The organism is Halohasta litorea, assembly GCF_024494645.1.
Lineage (GTDB): Archaea > Halobacteriota > Halobacteria > Halobacteriales > Haloferacaceae > Halohasta > Halohasta litorea.
In genome coordinates this window covers 769703-783813 of the sequence record NZ_JANHDJ010000001.1, presented here as the reverse complement: position 1 = coordinate 783813, position 14111 = coordinate 769703, and the positions used below count along the sequence as shown (strand labels likewise).

The 14111-nt window shown below is 63.6% G+C and carries 14 protein-coding genes and 1 tRNA gene; 6 read left to right on the top strand and 9 right to left on the bottom strand.

Annotation, left to right across the window (positions count from 1 at the left end; genetic code table 11):
* Positions 1 to 136: 136 nt before the first annotated feature.
* The 3 genes from NO877_RS04140 to sucC form a co-directional block, all read right to left on the bottom strand.
* Positions 137 to 2596, bottom strand: a complete 2460-nt coding sequence (locus NO877_RS04140; RefSeq protein ID WP_256395043.1) for a PAS domain S-box protein — start codon at positions 2594 to 2596, stop codon at positions 137 to 139.
* A gap of 165 nt (positions 2597 to 2761) precedes the next feature.
* Complete coding sequence (gene sucD / locus NO877_RS04135; protein ID WP_256395042.1) at positions 2762 to 3631, bottom strand: succinate--CoA ligase subunit alpha; 870 nt, start codon at positions 3629 to 3631, stop codon at positions 2762 to 2764.
* Entirely contained in the window at positions 3628 to 4773 is a 1146-nt protein-coding gene (gene sucC, locus NO877_RS04130; protein WP_256395041.1) for an ADP-forming succinate--CoA ligase subunit beta, read from the bottom strand. The genes sucD and sucC overlap by 4 nt, the downstream gene beginning before the upstream one ends.
* 134 nt (positions 4774 to 4907) lie before the next feature.
* Between sucC and NO877_RS04125 the strand changes: the two genes are divergently transcribed.
* Positions 4908 to 5357, top strand: coding sequence for a universal stress protein (locus NO877_RS04125; RefSeq protein ID WP_256395040.1), 450 nt, complete (start codon positions 4908 to 4910; stop codon positions 5355 to 5357).
* Between the two features lie 11 nt (positions 5358 to 5368).
* Here the strand turns inward: NO877_RS04125 and NO877_RS04120 are convergent, their stop codons facing one another.
* The 3 genes from NO877_RS04120 to NO877_RS04110 are packed head-to-tail and all read right to left on the bottom strand — an operon-like array spanning position 5369 to position 6240.
* The gene (locus NO877_RS04120; protein WP_256395039.1) at positions 5369 to 5653 is read right to left on the bottom strand and encodes a hypothetical protein; all 285 of its coding nucleotides are present in this window, start codon (positions 5651 to 5653) and stop codon (positions 5369 to 5371) included.
* A 38-nt stretch (positions 5654 to 5691) separates the two neighbouring features.
* Positions 5692 to 5976: a hypothetical protein gene (locus tag NO877_RS04115; RefSeq protein ID WP_256395038.1), complete on the bottom strand. Its 285-nt coding sequence runs from the start codon at positions 5974 to 5976 to the stop codon at positions 5692 to 5694.
* A gap of 57 nt (positions 5977 to 6033) precedes the next feature.
* Complete coding sequence (locus tag NO877_RS04110) at positions 6034 to 6240, bottom strand: hypothetical protein (protein WP_256395037.1); 207 nt, start codon at positions 6238 to 6240, stop codon at positions 6034 to 6036.
* Positions 6241 to 6338: 98 nt separating this feature from the next.
* Here NO877_RS04110 and NO877_RS04105 point away from each other — a divergent pair.
* Positions 6339 to 6411, top strand: a tRNA-Gln gene (locus NO877_RS04105).
* A gap of 327 nt (positions 6412 to 6738) precedes the next feature.
* Positions 6739 to 8118, top strand: a complete 1380-nt coding sequence (locus tag NO877_RS04100; protein WP_256395036.1) for a site-specific DNA-methyltransferase — start codon at positions 6739 to 6741, stop codon at positions 8116 to 8118.
* A gap of 7 nt (positions 8119 to 8125) precedes the next feature.
* Here NO877_RS04100 and NO877_RS04095 read toward each other — a convergent pair whose 3' ends face one another.
* Entirely contained in the window at positions 8126 to 8299 is a 174-nt protein-coding gene (locus NO877_RS04095; RefSeq protein ID WP_256395035.1) for a hypothetical protein, read from the bottom strand.
* A gap of 115 nt (positions 8300 to 8414) precedes the next feature.
* Between NO877_RS04095 and NO877_RS04090 the strand changes: the two genes are divergently transcribed.
* Complete coding sequence (locus tag NO877_RS04090) at positions 8415 to 10541, top strand: HsdM family class I SAM-dependent methyltransferase (RefSeq protein WP_256395034.1); 2127 nt, start codon at positions 8415 to 8417, stop codon at positions 10539 to 10541.
* A 7-nt stretch (positions 10542 to 10548) separates the two neighbouring features.
* Here NO877_RS04090 and NO877_RS04085 read toward each other — a convergent pair whose 3' ends face one another.
* Positions 10549 to 11337 (bottom strand): hypothetical protein, encoded by a 789-nt coding sequence (locus NO877_RS04085; RefSeq protein ID WP_256395033.1) that lies wholly within the window; start codon positions 11335 to 11337, stop codon positions 10549 to 10551.
* Positions 11338 to 11402: 65 nt separating this feature from the next.
* Positions 11403 to 11861, bottom strand: a complete 459-nt coding sequence (locus tag NO877_RS04080) for a TIGR00725 family protein (RefSeq protein WP_256395032.1) — start codon at positions 11859 to 11861, stop codon at positions 11403 to 11405.
* Between the two features lie 155 nt (positions 11862 to 12016).
* On the opposite strand from NO877_RS04080, the gene NO877_RS04075 reads away from it, so the two are divergent.
* Together NO877_RS04075 and NO877_RS04070 are read left to right on the top strand one after the other, a co-directional pair.
* Entirely contained in the window at positions 12017 to 12982 is a 966-nt protein-coding gene (locus NO877_RS04075; RefSeq protein ID WP_256395031.1) for a C-terminal binding protein, read from the top strand.
* A 111-nt stretch (positions 12983 to 13093) separates the two neighbouring features.
* Complete coding sequence (locus NO877_RS04070) at positions 13094 to 14047, top strand: C-terminal binding protein (RefSeq protein ID WP_256395030.1); 954 nt, start codon at positions 13094 to 13096, stop codon at positions 14045 to 14047.
* Positions 14048 to 14111 lie beyond the last annotated feature (64 nt).

Sequence of the window (14111 nt, the reverse complement as noted above, 5' to 3'; positions counted from 1 at the left end):
TGGTACGCTACCTCCGGGGAACCACGCAGCGTTCTGCAGACGGCCCCCACAACGGCCCTCCACTGACCCCCGCACACTGCCCCCTCGGCGGTTTCTTTCGGCCCGAACCGATCAGCCATCGCACTGCCGAACCACATTACTCGGTCGTCTCGACCTCGAAGCGGGCCCCGCCGGTATCGCTGTCGACCACGTCGACTGTCCAGCCGTGGGCTTCGATGATCGTCCGAACGATCGCCAAGCCGAAGCCGGAGCCCGAGCCGGTACTCATCCCGTACTCGAACAGTTCGGACCGCTGTTCCGGACGAATCCCGGGGCCATCGTCCTCGATATAAAATCCGTCGTCGGTCGATCCGACACGGACCGTGGTTGCTGTATGGGCTTGTTCACCACCCACAGCCTCTACGCCATGGGTGACCGTGTTCTGAAAGAGGTTCTCGAAGACGCGCTGGAGTCGGCTGGGGTCGGCACGAACCGTGCTGGTCGATGCGATCTGCAGGTCGAGCGAGCCCGTCTCGACGAAACTCCACGCTGATTCGGCAACCGACTGCAGGTCACAGGTCGTCGGCTCCTCGACATCCGTGCTTTCGCGGGCCAGGCGGGGGAGTTGGTCGGCGAACTCCTGGAGGCGCTGGTGGGTCGCTTCGAGATCCGCCAGCGACTGTTCGACCGCCGGGTCGGCCTCGCCGAGATCCGCCCGGAGGAGTCCGGTGAGCTTTTCGGCCGTCGACAGCGGCGTTTGGAGATCGTGGGAGACGACCCCGGCGAGTCGTTCGAGCTGTTGGTTTTTCTGTCTCAGCTGCCGGGTCAGTCGGGTGAGTTCCTGTTCGCGCTGTTTGCGCTCGGAGATGTCCCGCACGTTGACGACCACGCCCTCTAAGAGCGGATCGTCGAGGTGGTTGTGTCCGCGGGCCTCCATCCAGCGGTAGTTGCCATCGCTCGTCTCGGCACGGTACTCGATGTCGATCCCTATCGCCGAGTTTCCGAGCGCGTCGGCGAAGACCTCGTGGACGTGCGCCCTGTCGTCGGGATGTATATAGTCCAAGGCGTCGGTCCCGATCATCTCCTCGGGCTCGTATGTGAGTACGTCCTCGATGCCGGGTGTGATGTCGATGATCGTCCCCGACTCGTCGACGATGGTCACGTAGTCGGTCGAGAGTTCGAACATCCGCGAGTAGCGTTCCTTCGTTTCTTCGAGGGCGCGTTCGGCCTCCTTGCGCTCGGAGATGTCCCGCACGTTGGCCAACATACCGCCGATCAGTGGGTCTTCGAGGTGGTTGGTTCCGCGGCCTTCGAGCCAGCGGTACTCGCCGTCTGCGCCCTGGACACGGAACTCGATGTCCAGTTGTCGGTCCGGATTCGCAACCACCTCCGCAAACGCCTCGACGGCTTGCTGTTTGTCCTCGGGGTGGACGTAGCTGAAGGCCTTCCGACCGATCATCTCCTCGGGGTCGTACCCCAATATCCGTTCGACTCCCTGTGTAACGTCGATGATGGTCTCGGATTCGTCGACGATCGTCACGTAGTCCGACGACTGCTGGAAGATGCGCCGGTAGCGCTCTTTGGTCGTTTGGAGGGTCTCTTCGGCGGCCGCTCGGTCGGTGACCTCCTGGAGGCTGATCACCGTCGCCGTCGCTCCGCGGCCGTATTCGAGCATCGAGGTGTGGGGATCGAAGACCCGTGTTTGCCCGGCGGCCCGGAGTTCGATGGTGGCGCTTTCGGTGTCGTCGAGGACGGTCGACAGCGCCGGGTTCCGGTCCTGGAGCTCCTCGCCGGTCATCCCCACCGAGATATCGAGGATTTCGGTCGCCCGCTCGTTGACCTCCGCGACGACGGAATCGGCATCCAACACGAAGACGGCCTCGGGGATGGTGGCTACGGTCTGCCGCCATGGGGCCGGTGACTGCTGGAGGAACTGGTGGCGGGTGATCGTGGCCGCAAACAACAGCCCCGAGAGCGTCCACCCGATCGGTGTGGGATCGAAGTACGGCGGGACAACGCCGAGTACTTTGACCGCCCCGAGGGCCGAGACGATCACCATCGAAACCAGAATGACCGCAGCCTGTCGTTTGCGGGCAGGCTGTGTCGACCGTAGCAGCTCGCCGAACACCATCCCGGCGGCCATCACGACCAGCGTATACCCCATGCCGACGGTGACGAGTGGCTGAATCGACCCCTCGTTGGCGGGAATAAGAATCTCGTTGATCAGGTGTGGGTCGGCCGTCGTATACACGAGGGTCCCGGGATTGAACCACCCAGCCACGAACAACAAGGTTGGTGGCACGAACAGCCCGAACACCGCCCGCGGCGGCGACGTTTTGAACGTGAACTCATAGGAGAAGATGAAATAGCAAATGCTCGCTGTCGGGATGGTCAACACGACCACGTTGGCCGCTACAAACCGGAGTTGGGGTGTCTCGACGAGCGCGATCAGTCCGACCGACACAGACCACACCATCCCACACACCATCGCTCGCTGAAACCATAGGACGGCTGGCTGATGCCGATAGTTTCGCAGCCAATACACCGCCAGCAGCGGTGGAATCCCACCGGCCATCATTATCAGTCCGGCAGTCGACGGTGTGGGATAGCCGAACATGAGATGGGAACAAAACAACTGATTGGCAGATAAGTCTTTATTTATATCATATTTTAATGATTATAACGGCCACAGCCAGCAGGCAACCATGACGGTCGCTCACCGGCAGCAAACACAAAGAGCCGACCGCCGTTCGAAAACCGGAACCGGAGCGCGGCGAGCCGTTTACAGGAAGTCTTCGATCGAGTCGGCGACCTCTTCGGGGGTATCGCCGACCGGCACGCCAGCGTCATTGAGCGCGCTGATCTTTGACTCTGCGGTCCCGGTGCCCGACCCCGAGACGATGGCTCCGGCGTGGCCCATCCGCTTGCCCGGCGGCGCGGTCCGCCCGGCGATGAAGCCCGCCACGGGCGTGTCCATGTTCTCGGCGATATATTTGGCGGCTTGCTCTTCGTCCTCGCCGCCGATCTCGCCACACATCACGACCGCATCGGTCTCTGGGTCGGCCTCAAAGGCCTCCAGGGCGTCGACGAACGACGTCCCGATAATCGGGTCGCCGCCGATGCCGATCGCCGTCGTCTGGCCGATGCCGCGCTCGGTGAGGTTCGAGACGACCTGATAGGTCAGGGTTCCCGACCGCGAAACCAGCCCGACGTTCCCGGACTCGAAGATGTTGCCCGGCAGAATGCCGAGTTTGGCCTCGCCCGGCGTAATGATTCCTGGACAGTTCGGGCCGAGCAGTTTGGTATCAACCTCGCCGAGTCGCTTGTTCACTTTGGCCATGTCCTGGGTCGGCACGCCCTCGGTGATTGCAACGACGAGATCGAGGTCCGTATCGAGGGCCTCGAAGATCGCATCGCCCGCGAACGCTGGCGGGACGAAGACCACGGAGGCGGTTGCGTCCTCGGCTTCGACCGCTTGGTCGACGGTGTCGTAGACGGGGACGCCCTCGACCTCCTGACCGCCCTTACCGGGCACCGCGCCCGCGACGACATTCGTGCCATAGTCCAGCATCTGCTGGGTGTGGAACTTCCCCTCGCCGCCGGTGATTCCCTGCACTACCACTCTGGTGTCGTCATCGACAAAGATACTCATTGTGCCACCTCTTCGGCGTTTTTGACTGCACGCTGAACTGCCTCAGCAAGCGTCGCTTCGACCTGGACGAGGTCGGTGTTCAGAATCTCCATCCCCTCTTTGGCGTTAGTTCCGGCGAGCCGGACAACGACCGGTTTGGGGATCTCGTCGAACTGCTCTAAGGCTTCGTTGATCCCTTTCGCTACTTCGTCGCCGCGGGTGATCCCGCCGAAGATGTTGAAGACGACGCTGTCGACGTTCTCGTCGGAAAAGACCATATCCAGCGCGTTGGCCACGCGTTCGGCCTTCGCGCCGCCGCCGATATCCAGGAAGTTCGCTGGCGTCCCACCGTAGTAATCCACAAGGTCGAGGGTGGTCATTACGAGACCCGCGCCGTTGCCGATGATGCCCGTGTTGCCCGAGAGTCGGACGTAGTCGAAGCCGTACTCCCCGGCCTTGCGTTCGAGATCGTTCTGGTAGGCGTCCTCCTCCATCTCGGCGAGATCGGGATGGCGGAACAGCGCGTCCTCGTCGATGTTCATGACGGCGTCGGCGGCGATCACGTCGTCGTCGGCCGTGATCATCACCGGGTTGACCTCGATGTCGCTGGCGTCGTTGTCCTCATAGAGATCGTAGAGCTTCGAGAGGATCGAGGTGACATCGCGGGCGTACTCCGCGGGAACACCGGCATCATACACGACCTTTCGGGCCTGGTACGGATGCAGGCCGAAGGCGGGGTCGATGTGTTCCTGAGCGATAGCCTCGGGGTCTTCTTCGGCGACCTGCTCGATGTCGACGCCGCCTTTGGTCGAGACCATCGCGACGGGCTTGCCCTCGCCGCGGTCCATCGTCACGCCGACGTAGTACTCGTCGACGAAGTCGACGCCCTGTTCGACGAGCACGCGATCGACGGTGTACCCCTTGAGATCCATGCCCAGAATGGCATCCGCTGCCTCGCGGGCTTCGTCTTCGTTGGTTGCGATCTTGATCCCGCCGGCCTTCCCGCGGCCGCCGACGTGGACCTGTGCCTTGATCGCTGCCGGATAGCCGATCTCTGCGACGGCATCGAGCACGCCCTCGACACTGTCAGCAAGTTGAGATTCAGGAACCGGAATCCCTGCTTCCGCAAAGATTTCCTTTGCCTGATACTCGTGAAGTTTCATACGTCCATATGGCGGCGTGACAGATGCTTAAATCCCGTTCATTTGCCGCAAGTCGACGGGTGAGATAGTCGGCCCTGCGTGACTCTCAGTCGCGCCTGAACTGTGCCTTTTGCGCGTCGGCCCGAAGGGACCCTATGGCACCGCAGATACTGGTCCCACTCGATGGCTCGCCGCTCGGGAACAACGCCCTCAGCGTCGCCCTCGAAGACTACCCCGACGCCGAGCTCCACGTTCTGCACGTCGTCGATCCGAGCGAACCGGGGTACAGCTACGCGTCGCTGGGTGTCGACGCCTACGGCAGCCCACAACACGGCAGCCAAGCGTGGTACGACCGCGCCGACGAGTACGCCGCCGAACTGTTCGAGACCGCCCGCGAACGTGCCGCCGACCACGACGTCGATCTCACGACCGAAACACGGGTGGGCCGTCCCGACCGTGAGATCGTCCGCTACATCGAAGACAACGACATCGACCACGTCATCCTCGGGAGCCACGGCCGCGACCGGGAGTCCCAGACGCTGGTCGGCGGCGTCGCCGAGGCGGTCGTCTTCCGGTCGCCCGTGCGCGTGACGCTCGTGAAATAAGTAGCGAGAAATCAACTGGTGGCCAACCACTCGCGGAGGAGGCCACCAAGACCGACGGCGAGGCCAGCCGCTGCAGTGAGGCTGCCGCCGGTGACAAGCGGGTTCACGGAGTGGGTGTTGCAGCCGTCGGTGTACTGAATCGACAGACCGTCGACGCCGGTGAGGCTGTAGCTCGGGTCGTGGTCCTCACAGAAGACTTCGGTCGATCCCCAGAGGAAACCGAAGGCGACTGCCGACAACAGTGCCACAGCGAGTCCACTGCCCAGCAGGAGGACGCCGACACGTTTGAGTTCCATAGCCCACATAGCAGCGTCGATACTATATTTCCGGGGATTCAGCCCTCTGTCGACCGCTCGCGGAGACTGCCAATGAGACCGACGACGAGGCCAGCAACCGCGACGTAGAAGCCGCCAGTGACGAGCGGGTTGATCGTGAGGCTGTTGCAGCCATCGGAGATGATCCAGAACCCATACGAGATCCCTTCGAAGTGGTAGGCGGGCTCGTGTCCTGGACAGGCGACGACCGTACGCTGCATCACGAGTCCGACGACGACGGCCGAAACCAGCGCCACGCCCAATCCAACCCCGAACAGCAGAATGCCAGCGCGCTTGAGTTTCATAGCCTCGAATGTGTAGCCACTACTACCTATTCTTCGGTTCGGTCGATGGTACGCCCCTCAGTCGTCGAGATCGGCGTACCACCGGACGAGCCCGCACTCGGGGCAGATGTAGCCGAAGACGTCGACTGTCTCTTTCGCGCCGAGGGAGCCGAGGATGCCCTCGCGGGGTTCGTCGGTGCGGAGTTTGATTTTCTCGCGGTCGAGGGCAGTCGTCGGCGTGGCTCGTTCGAGGCTCACGCCGCAGTCGGGACATCGGGGGTCCATATGGGTTGGTTGGTGGGTATGCGTGTAATTCTGTGGGCGGGCGTCGACCAGAGTGAAAAGAAAGGACTATGTAAATCGGTGGCCCGAGTTGTAGGTGGAGTCCCGTGGTGTAGTGGCCAATCATATGGGCCTTTGGAGCCTATGACGGCGGTTCGAATCCGCCCGGGACTATTTTGCGGCGAACAACGGTCGTGAGCCGCAACTATCACTCTGCGGATTCGACACACAGAGGACGAGCGGTGCGAGGTCGCTTGCGACCTCCAAAGCGAACGGCGAAGCCGTGAGCGGAGCGAATCCGCCCGAGACGATCCTGCTGCGAACAATCATCGTGAGCAGCAGGAATCCCGCCAACCAACTCGAACGAATGGCGTATTTTAATACGGGTCTTTGTCTGTAGCTACACGTACCACGCGCTCGGCTCCAGGAGAGCCACGCAATCGAAGGCCTCCAGGACCGAGACGCCACCCACGCGGCCGGACGAACGAGAAGACACAACCTATGACAGACGACCATTATCAGGTCACCCTCGGCTCGACATCCAGAGTGCGGGCCGATCTGCACGAGGTGACCGATCTCGACGCCGTCGACTGGGCGTTCGAAGGCTGGGACACCCACGAGTACACCCACGGCCTCCACCCGTATCCGGCGCGGATGGCGCCCCAAATCGTCCGGGCACTGCTCGGCTACTACGAGAACCAGGGCGTTATCGCGCCCGGCGACCTCGTCTACGATCCGTTTTCGGGCTCCGGGACGACCAGTGTCGAGGCGCGGCTCGCGGGCTACAACACGAAAGCCAACGACATCAACCCGCTTGCGAAACTGCTCACACTCGCCAAGGCGCGACCGCTGCCGCTCGACCAACTGACTGCCTTCCAGGATGACCTGATGGACGGCCTCGCCGTCGAACTCCGCGAGGTTCGCGAGCGGTACGACGCCGGGGAGTCGTTCCCCGAGATCGACGATCCCGAGGTGCGAGACGGCTGGTACCCCCAGCCACAGCTCTGGGAGTTGTGTGTCATCCGCGACCGGATCGACGACCTCGAAACCGACTGGGAGACCGACCACGCCGCGGATCTCGCTCGGTTCGCCCGGGTCGCGCTCTCGAAGACGACCCGCAAGACGAGCTACCAGCGGAACGGCGAGTTCAAACGCTACCGGCTGGCCGAGGCCGACCGCGAGCGCCACGATCCGGACGTCTACGAGAGTTTCGAGAGCGAACTCACAGCGAACGTCGAGAAGATGGGCGAGTACGCCCCGGCAGTCGATCACGACTGCTCCTCGGAGGTTTTTCTGGCCGACTCCAGGACCGCCGCAGACATCGAGACGAACAGCGTCGATATCGTCATCACCTCGCCGCCGTACGGTGACCACACCACGACGGTCGCCTACGGGCAGTTCTCGAAAGATCCCGCGATCGTCGCCTGGCGACGCTCATATGAGGAGATGCAACGCGTCGACAAGATCGGCCTCGGCGGGTCGACGCGGACGCTCGAACCGCTCGAAACGCTCGAACAGTGGTCACCGGCGCTGGCGGCCACGCTGGAGACGCTCCGCGAGAAGGAGGGGCGAGCCGACGACGCGCTCGAATTTTTCACCGACTACTACGCCGTGATGGAACAGGTCGCCCGCGTTCTCAAACCGGGGAACCCCGTCGCGTGGGTCGTCGCCAACCGGACGATGTCGCGGGTCAACATTCCGACCCACCTCATCACGAAGGAACTCTGCGAGCAGATCGGGTTCGATCACCAGCAGCTGATCGCCCGAGAGATTCCCAGCAAGACCCTCCCGTGGGCGAACGCCCCGGAAAACACCCCCGGTGTCACGGGCGATCTGATGGCGAACGAAAACATCGTCGTGATGACCGCACCCGAGGAGTAGTCCCGGACTACTCGCCGTCGAAGACCTCGGTAACCTTGTCGCGGGGAATCCAGTGGACGCCCGGATCGTCCTCGATTTTGACCCAACTGTTGTAGATCTCGACGGCGACGTCGTTGTACTCTCCCATCTGCGTCTGGACGGCCGCGACCTCGATCCGCGTCACGAAATCCGTATCACTCATCATCAGTCACCACTGTCCGGTTTTTATTCAAGATACCTTACTGTTCCCCCGGCCGACACGTCCGGGCGATGCGAACGCGCTTTTATCCCAGCGGCTGAATATTCCGAACTGACAAATGCATCAGCCGACCACGCCCGAGACTGCGATCACGGCGGCCGCGAGCCACATTTATAAGCATCTCACGGGCGGGATCGGGTCGGACCTCGACGCAGCGGTCGAGGCGTGGTGCGAACAGCAGGGCCTCGACCGGCTCGACGACCCCCGCGAGATCGTCGCCCGCCAAGCGGCGTTTAATACCCTCCTCAAGTCGACGTTGTACGAACAGTACCACCGGCAGGGCCGACTTCCCGAACTCCCCGCCGACCCGCGAGACGCCTTCGAGAGGGCCCGCGCGGAGACCGACGACCCGGCGTTCACCGAGTACGTCCTCGACGACGTTGCCAGCGTAGCCGACGCCACCGTGCTCACCGATCTCCTGGACGCCCGCCACGAGCTGGTGGCGGCCGACGAGCCGAGCGAGGCGATCGGGCGGCTCTTCGAGTCGCTCACCCCACAGTCGGCCCGCCGCAAACTCGGTCAGTTCCGCACCCCGCCTGCGATCGCGTCGTTGATGGCCGAGTGGCTGATCCGTGACGGCACCGAGACGGTACTCGATCCGGGGATGGGTGCGGGTGCGCTGGCGGCGGCCGCTTATAAACGGAAACAGGCGCTCGTCGACCGGCCGCCGCTGGCCGACATCCACGGCGTCGACCTCAACGAGCTCGCCGTCGTCATGGCCGCGACTTCATTGGCCCTTTTAAATAACGGCGAGCCGCACAACCTCCGCGTCGGGGACTTTCTCAACGCCGATCCCGACGACCTGGAGCCGGTCAACGCCGTGATCTCGAACCCACCGTACTCGCGGCACCACGAACTCGATCCGACTTATAAAGAACGCGTCAACGCGCAGGCCGAAACCGAAGTCGGCGGCTCGGTCAGCGCGCTGTCGCCGATGTACGCCTACTTCTACTACCACGCTGCCGAGTGCCTCGCGCCCGGCGGTCGGCTCTCGTTTATCACGCCGAGCGAGTTCCTCGAAACCGGGTATGGGGAGTCGCTGAAGCAGTTTTTGAGCAGCGAGTTCGACATCCGCGCGCTGGTGTTGTTCGACCGCGACGAGGCCAAATTCGACGAGGCGCTGACGACGAGTCTGGTGAGCTTTCTCGAAAAGCCGGATGGAGACGACCCGTCCGACCTGACCCGGATCATTCGCGTCGACGCCGACCCAAGCGAGGCCGAGCTACTGGCCGCAATCGACGGCGACCGCGAGGGCGAGACCGACTGGGGGTTTATAAATGCCGTGCCGCAGGCCGACCTGGAGCCCGGCGAGAAGTGGACCGGACTGTTCGATCCCCTGGAGATCGAGACGGACGACCTGGTTGCCCTCTCGGCGCTCGCGACCGTTACACGGGGGATCGCCACCGGGCAAAACGACTACTTCTGTCTCACCCAGCAAGCGGTCGACGAATGGGGCATCGACGAGCGGTATTGCTCGAAGATCATCCGCAACGCCCGGAGCGTCCCCGGCTACGAGTACACCGCCGCCGACTGGGAGGCCGACCGCGAGGCTGGCCGCGAGGTCTGGGTGCTGTACCACCTGACCGAGCTCGATTCGGAGATCGCCAACAGGCTCCAGACGACCGAGGCGGACGAAACCCGACCCTTCGACGACGAATCACCCGCTGGCGAGGCGGAACTCGACGGCATCGTCGGCTACCTCCGCCACGGTCTGTCGGACGAAATTGCCGCAAACGACGGCTATCTCGCCAGCCACCGGACGCCGTGGTACGTCGTCGACCGCCGCGATCCGCCGCCAGTGGTCGTCACCTACATGAGCCGCGGCGGGAGCCGCTTCATCAGAAACGAGACCGACGCCCGAACCCTGAGCAACCTCCACGGGCTGTATTTCGATGTCGACCTCACCGACAGCGAGCAACGCGCCCTGTTGGCATATTTAAATAGCGAGTTCGCCAGCGAGGTCGTCCGGCGGTCGGGTCGGACCTACGCCTCGGGGATGGACAAGATCGAACCCAACGAACTGGAGGGCGTGCCGGTGCTCGACCCCCGTGGACTCGACAGCGAGACGGTCGACGCGTTGGCCGCGCGGTTCGATGACTTGCGGGCGGCCGCCCGCGAGAATACGGAGCAGTCGACCGAGGCGGCAGTTGCGGCGATCGACGAGCTGTTGGTGCGGATTCGGTAGCGAAGCGTTAGGACAGTTCGAAGGTCCAGGAGCCGAACGAGAGGACTTCGATGTAGCCGACACCGCCGACCTCCTGTGAGAGGCGTTCGTCGGCCTCGCCGTTCACACTGAACACGGTCAGCGATTCTCCTCCCTCGCGGTCGGTGACGAATACCCTGTGGAGTCCCTCACCGGTCACTGAAAAGCTGAATTCAGTGTCGGCCTGCTCGCCGAAATCGATCGGCCCGATCACGTCGTACTGCTCGCCCTCCCGTTCGATCGGCAGCGAGGTGCCGACGCCGTCCTCGTAGACCGGGAGGTCGTAGACCGTGGCGGTCCATTCGGCATCCGCCTCGACCACTCGAAGCACGTAGGAGCCCGCCGCAACCGGCAGCAGCGAGCGGCCGTCGTACGGCCCGACAGCAGTGACGACCGACGAGACCACCGACTCGCCGACGTCGGCCCCGTCGGTTTCGTTGGCCGCCGAGACGCCCGACTCGTTGCCGGAGGGCGCTTCGGAGCTGTTCGTTTCGTCCGTCGATTCGTTGGCAGTCCCTGTCTCGGAATCGTCCATCGCGTCCGGATCGGCGAGGACGACGGTGAAGTTGTCCGAACCCATGTGTTCGACATCGACGAGCGTCGGGCCCGCCAGGGAGATCTCGAAGCGATCGCTGGTACCGACGCCGTCACCGGATAACTCGACCGTCTCGCTGTCCGGATACGGCGGGTACTCGTTGCCATCGGCGGCCGAGGTACAGCCAGCAACTGATCCAACGACACCCGTCGCCGCAAGCCCGAGATACGTTCGTCTCTTCATATCGGACACTCAGAGCCGGTTCGTCTAAACCTGTTGCCCCGATTCTCAGTCCTGAAAGCGACATCCTACTCGGTGGCGAACGCGACGGCCTTCTCGACGTAGTCGACCGCCCCCTCGGGTGTGTCGACGGCCTCGATCCACGGCAGGTCGTGGGTCCGAAGCCCGGCCACTGGCCGATCATAGACGTTGGCGAAACCGATCTCCGAGAGCGTTCCGCCGCTGCCGGTGATGGCGATCACGGCCTCGCCGTTGAGCGGCACCAGGACGTTCCGGGCGTGGCCCATCCCGGTCGCAATCGGCGTCGAAACCCACTCGTTGGCCGCCGAGCGGTCGTCGACCGGCAGGATGCCGATCGTCTCGCCGCCCGCCTCGCGTGCGCCGCGACAGACGGCCTCCATTACGCCAGCCATCCCGCCGCAGACGACCGTGTGGCCCCGCTCGGCCAGCAGCCGTCCCACCGCCTCGGCGTCGGCCTCGGTCTCCGCATCGAGTGCCGAGCCGCTGCCGATCACGCTGATTCGCATGGGTGGAGGTCGACCCGAGGAGCGGAAACCGTTGGCGGTTGTGGCGATCGCCGCACCGCTCGCAGACGCCCCCGGCGAGTAGTGATCCCGAGCGGATGTTTCATCGAATGAGAATTCGGGGCCCATTCATAACCCGGAAGCACAATTGATCAGATATGGCAACAGTAGTGGTCAGTGATGATGCGATGATTCGCACCGAGACGCTGCAGGCGGTCCTCGGCGACGAGGCGGCGGTCGTCTCGGCTGCGATGGACGACGTCGAGGACACCGTCGCGGCCGCCAGCGAGGCCAGCGGGCTGGTCGTCGACGTCAACACGCCGGTTCCGAGGGTCGTCTTCGAGGAGTGCGACCGGCTCCAGATCGTCGCCCGCGCCGGCGTCGGCGTCGACCGGATCGATTTCGAGGCGGCGGTCGAACACGACGTGACCGTGACCAACGTCCCGGACTACTGTACCGAGGAGGTCTCGACACACGCGGTATCGCTGCTGTTGGCCGGTGTGCGGCGACTCAACACCTACGACCGGGCGATCGAAACCGGCGGCTGGGACTGGACCGACGGCCAGCCGATCCACCGGCTGACCGAGTCGACGGTCGGGTTTCTGTCGTTTGGCCAGCTCGCCAAACGCACCGCCGAAAAGCTCGCGGGGTTCGACTGCCGACTCGTGGCGGCCGACCCCTACGTCGAGGCCGAGGCGATGGCCGACTACGGCGTCGAGAAGGTAGCCTTCGACGAGCTGTTCGAAGAAGCCGATCACATCTCGATCCACGCCCCGCTCACCGACGAGACCCACCACCTCTTCGACCGCGAGGCCTTCGAACGGATGAGCGACACCGCCGTCCTCGTCAACGTCGGCCGCGGGCCGATCGTCGACGAAGATGCCTTGCTGTGGGCCCTCGAAAACGACGAGATCGCCGCGGCCGGACTCGACGTCCTGGAGGACGAACCACCCGAGAACTCGCCGCTGGCCGAGCGCGACGACGTGATCCTCACGCCACATGCTGCCTTCTACTCGGAGGAGTCGCTGACCGAGCTCAACGAACAGATCGCCCGTGGCATTCTGGCGGTCTTCGCGGGCGAGCAGCCCGAAAACTACGTCGACCCCGAAGCCGACTGGCTCTGAGCAGGGTCGACACTGTTCTCATGAGGGAGTGAACGCCTCCCCGAACGGTCACCGCATCCGTTCGGTGTGAGTCTGAACGCGATTCATTGCGTCAGGGACCGACGACTACCTATGGCAACAGTAGTCACGAGCGATGCCGCCGTAATTCATCCTGAAACGATACAGTCAGTCCTCGGCGACGAGGTCACGATCGAGCGGGCAACAATCAGTGCCGAAGACGACATCATCGACGCCGCAACCGACGCCACAGCCCTCATCGTCGGTGTCGACGACCAAGTCACGGCAACAGTGTTTGACCACTGTGAGCAGCTGCAGATCGTCGCCAGCGCCGGTGTCGGCGTCGACAACATCGACGTGGAGGCGGCCGCCGACCACGACATAACGGTGGTGAACGTTCCGGAGTACTGCACCGAGGAGGTCTCGACACACGCCGTCTCCCTGCTGTTGGCCGGTGTTCGTCGGCTCGGCGTCTACGACCGGGCCGTCGAGCGCGGCCAGTGGAACTGGCAGGACGGGCGACCGATTCATCGACTCAGCGAGCAGACAGTCGGCTTTCTCTCCTTCGGCAAACTCGCGAAACGCACCGCCGAAAAGCTCGCGGGGTTCGACTGTGAGCTGGTCGCTGCCGATCCCTACGTCGATAGCGAGGAGATGGCCGACTACGGTGTCGAGAAAGTGGCCATGGATGAACTCCTGAACCACGCGGACCACGTCTCGGTTCACGCCCCACTGACCGAGGACACCCGGCATCTGTTCGACCGCGACGCGTTCGCAAAGATGAGCGATATGGGGGTCTTGGTCAACGTCGGCCGCGGGCCGATCGTCGACGAGGCGGCCCTGCGGTGGGCCCTGGAGAACGACGAAATCGGAGCCGCGTGTGTCGACGTCCTGGAGTCCGAATCTCCCGAGGAGTCCCCGCTCGCAGAGCGCGACGACGTGATTATGACGCCACACGCAGCGTTCTACTCCGAGGAGTCGGTGACCGATCTCAACGAACATCTCGCCCGGGATATACAGGCTGTGTTCGACGGCGAAGAGCCCGAGGGACTGATCACCCCTGCGTAACGCTGAGAGCGACCTGAGTGGGCTGCTGTTGGTGACTGCTCGACACCGCCACCGCTGGCCGTTT

Bases quoted from the DNA above. Each gene is read 5' to 3' on its own strand.
- NO877_RS04120 (WP_256395039.1), bottom strand. From the start codon at position 5,653: ATGGAACTCAAACGTGTCGGCGTCCTCCTGCTGGGCAGTGGACTCGCT.
- NO877_RS04100 (WP_256395036.1), top strand. From the start codon at position 6,739: ATGACAGACGACCATTATCAGGTCACCCTCGGCTCGACATCCAGAGTG.
- NO877_RS04075 (WP_256395031.1), top strand. From the start codon at position 12,017: ATGGCAACAGTAGTGGTCAGTGATGATGCGATGATTCGCACCGAGACG.
- NO877_RS04110 (WP_256395037.1), bottom strand. From the start codon at position 6,240: ATGGACCCCCGATGTCCCGACTGCGGCGTGAGCCTCGAACGAGCCACG.
- NO877_RS04095 (WP_256395035.1), bottom strand. From the start codon at position 8,299: ATGAGTGATACGGATTTCGTGACGCGGATCGAGGTCGCGGCCGTCCAG.
- sucD (WP_256395042.1), bottom strand. From the start codon at position 3,631: ATGAGTATCTTTGTCGATGACGACACCAGAGTGGTAGTGCAGGGAATC.
- NO877_RS04085 (WP_256395033.1), bottom strand. From the start codon at position 11,337: ATGAAGAGACGAACGTATCTCGGGCTTGCGGCGACGGGTGTCGTTGGA.
- NO877_RS04115 (WP_256395038.1), bottom strand. From the start codon at position 5,976: ATGAAACTCAAGCGCGCTGGCATTCTGCTGTTCGGGGTTGGATTGGGC.
- NO877_RS04090 (WP_256395034.1), top strand. From the start codon at position 8,415: ATGCATCAGCCGACCACGCCCGAGACTGCGATCACGGCGGCCGCGAGC.
- NO877_RS04125 (WP_256395040.1), top strand. From the start codon at position 4,908: ATGGCACCGCAGATACTGGTCCCACTCGATGGCTCGCCGCTCGGGAAC.
- NO877_RS04080 (WP_256395032.1), bottom strand. From the start codon at position 11,861: ATGCGAATCAGCGTGATCGGCAGCGGCTCGGCACTCGATGCGGAGACC.
- NO877_RS04070 (WP_256395030.1), top strand. From the start codon at position 13,094: ATGGCAACAGTAGTCACGAGCGATGCCGCCGTAATTCATCCTGAAACG.
- sucC (WP_256395041.1), bottom strand. From the start codon at position 4,773: ATGAAACTTCACGAGTATCAGGCAAAGGAAATCTTTGCGGAAGCAGGG.
- NO877_RS04140 (WP_256395043.1), bottom strand. From the start codon at position 2,596: ATGTTCGGCTATCCCACACCGTCGACTGCCGGACTGATAATGATGGCC.